Source organism: Aeromonas aquatica, assembly GCF_000764655.1.
Classification (GTDB): domain Bacteria; phylum Pseudomonadota; class Gammaproteobacteria; order Enterobacterales; family Aeromonadaceae; genus Aeromonas; species Aeromonas aquatica.
This window is the reverse complement of sequence record NZ_JRGL01000144.1, coordinates 1-5,737: the sequence shown is the minus strand read 5'-3', so window position 1 is coordinate 5,737 and position 5,737 is coordinate 1. Positions and strand designations below refer to the sequence as shown.

4 protein-coding genes and 1 tRNA gene are annotated in these 5,737 nt (G+C 61.3%); 2 read left to right on the top strand and 3 right to left on the bottom strand.

The genetic code is table 11. The features are described 5' to 3' along the window. Positions 1 to 355 precede the first annotated feature (355 nt). The 3 genes from LG30_RS0118675 to LG30_RS0118665 form a co-directional block, all read right to left on the bottom strand. On the bottom strand, positions 356 to 565 hold the full coding sequence (locus LG30_RS0118675) for a cold-shock protein (protein ID WP_005327092.1): 210 nt from the start codon (positions 563 to 565) through the stop codon (positions 356 to 358). A gap of 291 nt (positions 566 to 856) precedes the next feature. Continuing rightward, entirely contained in the window at positions 857 to 1,519 is a 663-nt protein-coding gene (locus LG30_RS0118670) for a LysM-like peptidoglycan-binding domain-containing protein (protein WP_033132201.1), read from the bottom strand. A gap of 99 nt (positions 1,520 to 1,618) precedes the next feature. After that, entirely contained in the window at positions 1,619 to 3,721 is a 2,103-nt protein-coding gene (locus LG30_RS0118665; protein ID WP_033132200.1) for a methyl-accepting chemotaxis protein, read from the bottom strand. A 251-nt stretch (positions 3,722 to 3,972) separates the two neighbouring features. On the opposite strand from LG30_RS0118665, the gene gltX reads away from it, so the two are divergent. After that, positions 3,973 to 5,388, top strand: a complete 1,416-nt coding sequence (gene gltX / locus LG30_RS0118660) for a glutamate--tRNA ligase (protein ID WP_033132199.1) — start codon at positions 3,973 to 3,975, stop codon at positions 5,386 to 5,388. A gap of 273 nt (positions 5,389 to 5,661) precedes the next feature. Then, a tRNA-Ala gene (locus LG30_RS0118655) sits at positions 5,662 to 5,737 on the top strand.

Below are 5,737 nucleotides of genomic sequence, written 5' to 3'. Positions count from 1 at the left end.
GATTTTCGGGGGGATTACCGGGTCGCGAGTTCGAGTCTCGTTTCCCGCTCCAATCTCTCCTCGTAGTACCTTTTCATCACCTTCTCTGAATTACCCATCACATCACATCACATCGCGCCGCGATGATTTTTCGTCTCTGCCGTTTACTCACATGGCTTGTTTTCTGCGGCCCCCCTGGGGCTCGTGTTACGAAAACCCTTGTTATCGTTTGACGAGGGCTTGTCGTCGTTCTGGGGGGCAAAGGGGAAGGGGAAACGAGCTCCAGCCAAGGCGCCGCGAGTCTGTGCGTGGGTTGGGGAATGACAGGCAAAAAAATAGGAGGAGCAGTCTCCTCCTACTGGTTCACTGGCGCGGCTTAGAGCAGGGTCACGTTCTCAGCCTGAGGGCCTTTCTTGCCCTGGGTCACGGTGAACTGGACTTTTTGACCTTCAGCCAGGGTCTTGAAACCAGTGCTCTGGATGGAGGAGAAGTGAACGAAAACGTCCGGTCCCTGGGATTGCTCGATGAAGCCAAAACCCTTGGTTTCGTTGAACCATTTTACTTGGCCGGTGCGAATGTCAGACATGTGGTAAGTCCTATCTATAACAAATTGAAACTAACGCCTTGTTGGGCAGCATTTGCCTAGGATCCAGGGTCTACCCATGACTGATCACGTCAATTTGTCCCAGTCGCATGTAGTACAATCCCTGTCTAAAGCACAATCGATTGTACTGAAGCCCGATCCCTTGTCAATTTGGCACTTTTCATTTTTTGAGCGAGCTAAAACTATTGCGAAGTCAGCGGCTTGTTTCAGGCTGCAGCGCAAAAAAACGGGAGGCTCCAGGCCTCCCGTTTCATTGCGTCATCGCCGGTGGTTTCACTCCTTGAGTGCGAAGCCTTCGCCCTGTCGGTCGTAGCGATAATTCACCTGACCGAAGGAGCGGATCTCGACTCGCTGGATGCGGCGACTGGCGTCCACCAGTACGAACACCGACTTGCCGGACTGCAGCCGGGTCAGCGGCCTGTCTGGCCCCTCTATGGCGATCAGCCGGCTCAGCTCGGCGCCGGGCAGCTCGAACTTGCGGAAGATGGAGTAGAGGGTCTCGCCGGCCTGCACATCGTGCTGCAGCCAGCTGCCGTCTACCTTCTCTTCCACCGGTTTGGCGGCGACCGGCGCACTGCCAGTGCTGTCATTGCCTACGGTCAGGGCCTGGGTCGGCACAGCCAGGGGTACGGCGAGGGCGCCGGACGGAGCAGCACTGGGGGCCGAGGGGGCCGGTTCCCAGATCAGTACCAGCAGCCAGAGCGGGATCAGTACCAGCAAACCTATGGTGTGCTTGCGCGGCAGCGGGCTGGCCAGCTTGAAGGAAGCCGTTCTGGCCTCCTTGTTGCGCAGGCCACTCATGCCTTGCCCGAGGCGCTGACGCAGGGGCAGGGTGGCGGCATTGATACGATGGAGCAGGGTTCCTTGTGATTCGTCTTGGCGACGCTGCTGGGCTCGTCTGTTATGGCCACGTGGGCGACGGTCCGGGGTGGGCACGGCATTTACCTCTCACTACATTGCCTGCCATCAGGCAAATATAGCGCCTATGGTAAACGGACTCGCCCCCGAGGGGGAGAGCCCTGAGCATGAAAATTATCAGCTGAGACGAAATTGTCCGAGCAATTGCTGCAAACGCTCGGCCGCCTGGCGCAAGGCCTGGCTGGCTTGGGCCGTATTGGTCGCATCTTCGGCGATGTCGTTGGCCAGTGCGTTGGTTTTTGACAGATTGCCGGAGACGGTCTCGGAAACCGAGCTCTGCTCCTCGGCGGCGGAGGCGATCTGGTAGGTCATGTCGTTGATGGTGGCGATGGCCTGGAAGATGCTGTCCAGCGCCGCCTCCGCCAGATCGGCCTCGCCCACCGCCTGATGGGTCAGCTGCTGGCTCTGCTGGATGGCGTTGACCGCGTTGGCCGAGCTGTGGCGGATCTTCTCGATCAGCTCCTGGGTGTTCTGCACCGCCTGCTGGGTGTTGCCCGCCAGCTTGCGTACCTCGTCCGCCACCACCGCGAAGCCGCGGCCCTGCTCGCCGGCCCGGGCCGCCTCGATGGCGGCGTTCAGCGCCAGCAGGTTGGTCTGATCGGCGATGCCCTGAATGACGGTGAGTATGCTGGTGATCTGTTCGCTGTCGTGGGCCAGTCCCTCGACCACCTCGGCGCCCTTGCCCGATTCGGCCGCCACCCTGTGCATGGACTGGATCACCTGCTGGAAGCGCACCTTGCCCTGATCCGCCGCCCCCTGGGCCTGCTTGGCCGAGTCGGCGGTGTTGTTGGCGTGGGTCGCTACCTCCTGGCTGACGTAGGACATCTCTTGCACCGCGGTCAGCATCTGCTCCATCTGTGCCTGGTGATGCTGCAGGTTGGTGTCGGTCTGGCCGGCGATGCGGTCGGTGTCACCGGCGTGGCGATGGACCTCGCTCGCGGTCTTCTGCACATCCCCCAGCAGCACCTGCAGCTTGTCGATGAAGCGGTTGATGCCGCGGGCCAGGGCCCCCAGCTCGTCTTTGGACTGGGTATTGAGGCGTTTGGTGAGATCCCCCTCACCGTCGGCGATGTCATCCACCAGGCTCACCATCTGGCGGATGGGGCCCGTGATGCTGCGGGCTATCACCAGCATGGTGGCGAGCGCCAACACCAGCACCAGCAGGGCGCCGACCAGTTGCTGGGTCATGGCGGAGCGGTTCATGTCGGTGAGCTGGGCCTCCAGTTGATCGGCGCCGGCCAGCACCACCTTGTAGGGCAGGGTGACGATGATGGCCCAGTTGCGGCTCATGCCCGGCACCGCGATGGGCACCGAGATGCGAAACGCATCGGTGAGCTCCTGGCGCTGCACCTCGGGTTTGAGGTATTGCTGCCAGCCATCGCCGAGCAGCTTGTCGGCGCGGCTGCCGAGCAGGCTGGCGTCGCCGCTGGTGCCGGTGATGACGCCGGCGGCGCTAACGATCAGGGTCTCCCCCTTGCCGTCATAGATGTTGCTGTTGAGGGACTGGGCCTGACGGCTGATGGAATCCACCGCCAGATCCAGCGCGGCGACCCCCTTGAACTGGCCATCCACCAGAATGGGGGTGGTGATGGTGCTCACCAGCACCTGCTGGCCGTTGATGTCCACCTTGAAGGGGTCGATGAGGCAGGATCGGCCCTCCCGTTTCGGGCAGGCATAGTAGTCGTTGGCCGGGTTGCCGAATTCGTCCGCGTCGCTCTTCTCGATGGAGAGCAGCAGATCGGTGCCTATGCCGTCCTTGTCACGGTAGAAGTAGGGCACGAAGCGCCCCTGGCTGTCGCTGCCGAGCGCCGTCTGGCCGGCGAAGGTGGCGTCCTGACCGTCGAAGCCATTGGGCTCGAACCCTGCGAAGGCGCCATACAGCTGGGGCTCGAGTGCGAGCTGCGCCTTGAGCAGGTCGGTGGCCTGTTGGCGATCCAGTGGCAGCTTGCCCCCTTGCTGCAGGGCGAAGACGCTGGCCATCTGCTGGGTGTAGGAGAGCCCCTTCTGCAACAACTGGGTGATGGTGGCAGCCTCGGCCCGGGCGTTGGCGCTCACCTTCTGCCAGGCCTCCTGTTGCAGGGCGGCACGACTGGAGCTGATGGTCAGCTGCTGGGTCTGTTTGCCCGAGTATTGATTGAGCAGGATCAGGATGACCAGCGCCGTGGTCATGGCGATCCCCGCCATCACCAGGATGCGATTCTGGATAGAACGAAACTGCATCTTGCGTTCCTTGTAACGTAGAAAGTTGACTGATTTATCGGCAGGGCGGGAGACTTCTCCAGCTATGTTGCCCAGCAAAGCGGAAAAAGAGGGGAGGTTTTGCGATCCCATTCAAAGAATGGGGGCATGGCCGGATCCTTGCCTATTTAGGCCCCTGCTGTTGCATGCTTTTCCCATCCGTGATTCTGAGTGCTAAAATGCGACGGTTTTTTTAACGAATTGGCCCAAGGCCCTCTACACAAGGCTTAAAGATGAAAGTCAAAACCCGTTTTGCTCCCAGCCCGACCGGCTTTTTGCATGTCGGCGGTGCCCGTACCGCACTCTATTCCTGGTTGTTTGCGAAGAGCCAGGGCGGTGAGTTCGTGCTGCGTATCGAGGATACCGACCTGGAACGTTCCACTCAGGAGGCCATCGACGCCATCATTGAGGGCATGGAATGGCTGGAGCTGAACTGGGATGAGGGCCCCTACTACCAGACCAAGCGCTTCGATCGCTACAACGGCATCATCGACGAGATGCTGGCGGACGGCCGTGCCTACAAGTGCTTCTGCTCCAAGGAGCGGCTGGAGACCCTGCGCGAAGGCCAGATGGCCAATGGCGAGAAGCCGCGTTATGACGGCAAGTGCCGCGATGCCGCCCACAATCACCCGGCCGATGCGCCCCACGTGATCCGCTTCCGCAACCCGACCGAAGGCTCTGTGGTGTTTGACGACCACGTCCGTGGCCGCATCGAGTTCGCCAACACCGAGCTCGACGATCTCATCATCCGCCGCACCGATGGCGCCCCCACCTACAACTTCTGCGTGGTGGTGGACGACTGGGACATGGAGATCACCCACGTGGTGCGTGGCGAAGACCACATCAACAACACCCCGCGCCAGATCAACATCTACAAGGCTCTGAACGCGCCTGTGCCGGAATTTGCCCACGTCTCCATGATCCTGGGTGACGACGGCGCCAAGCTGTCCAAGCGCCACGGCGCTGTGTCCGTGATGCAGTACCGCGACGACGGCTACTTGCCGGAAGCCCTGCTGAACTACCTGGTGCGTCTGGGCTGGTCCCACGGCGATCAGGAGATCTTCAGCCTGGACGAGATGATCAAGCTGTTCAGCCTGGATGCCATCTCCAAGTCCGCCTCCGCCTTCAACACCGACAAGCTGCTGTGGCTGAACAACCACTACATGCGCACCCAGGATCCGGTACACGTCGCCAAGTATCTGGAGTGGCACATGGCCGCCCAGCACATCGACACCAGCAAGGGCCCGGCCCTGTCCGACGTGGTGACCCTGCTGGCCGAGCGCTGCAATACCCTGGTGGAAGTCGCTGCCCAGAGCCGCTACCTGTTCGAGGAGTACGAGGCACTCGACGAAGCCGCCGCCAAGAAGCACCTGCGCGGTGTGGCCGCAGAGCCGCTGACCCTGGCCAAGAGCAAGCTGGCCGCGCTGGACACCTGGACCACCGAAGCGCTGCACGAGCTGATTGAAGCCACTGCCGCCGAGCTGGGCCAGGGCATGGGCAAGGTCGGCATGCCGCTGCGCGTCGCCGTCACCGGCCTCGGTCAATCCCCGGCCATCGACGCCGTGATGGCGCTGGTGGGCAAGGAGCGTGTGCTGGCGCGCATCGACCGCGCCCTGGCCTATATCGAAGCGCGTATGGCAGCCGAGTAATCTCGCAGCAGGTCAGTCTTCCCAGGTGGCCGAACAGGCCGCTGTGAATGACTCAAAAGGGCTCCCGAACGGGGGCCCTTTGCATTTTGGCCTCAAGCGGATTTGCGACGTAAAACAGCGACATAGCGACGCTGTTGGCGGTAAAAACAGCTAACTGTCTGAATTTTGACTAAACGCTCCAACCGGCGAAAATTTTGGGTTGACAGCAAAGCGGGTGATGCCTATCATGCGCCTCCGTTGCCAGAGATAACTTTGGTAGCGCCGAGGTGAGTTGGGGTTATAGCTCAGCTGGGAGAGCGCTTGCATGGCATGCAAGAGGTCCGCGGTTCGATCCCGCGTAGCTCCACCA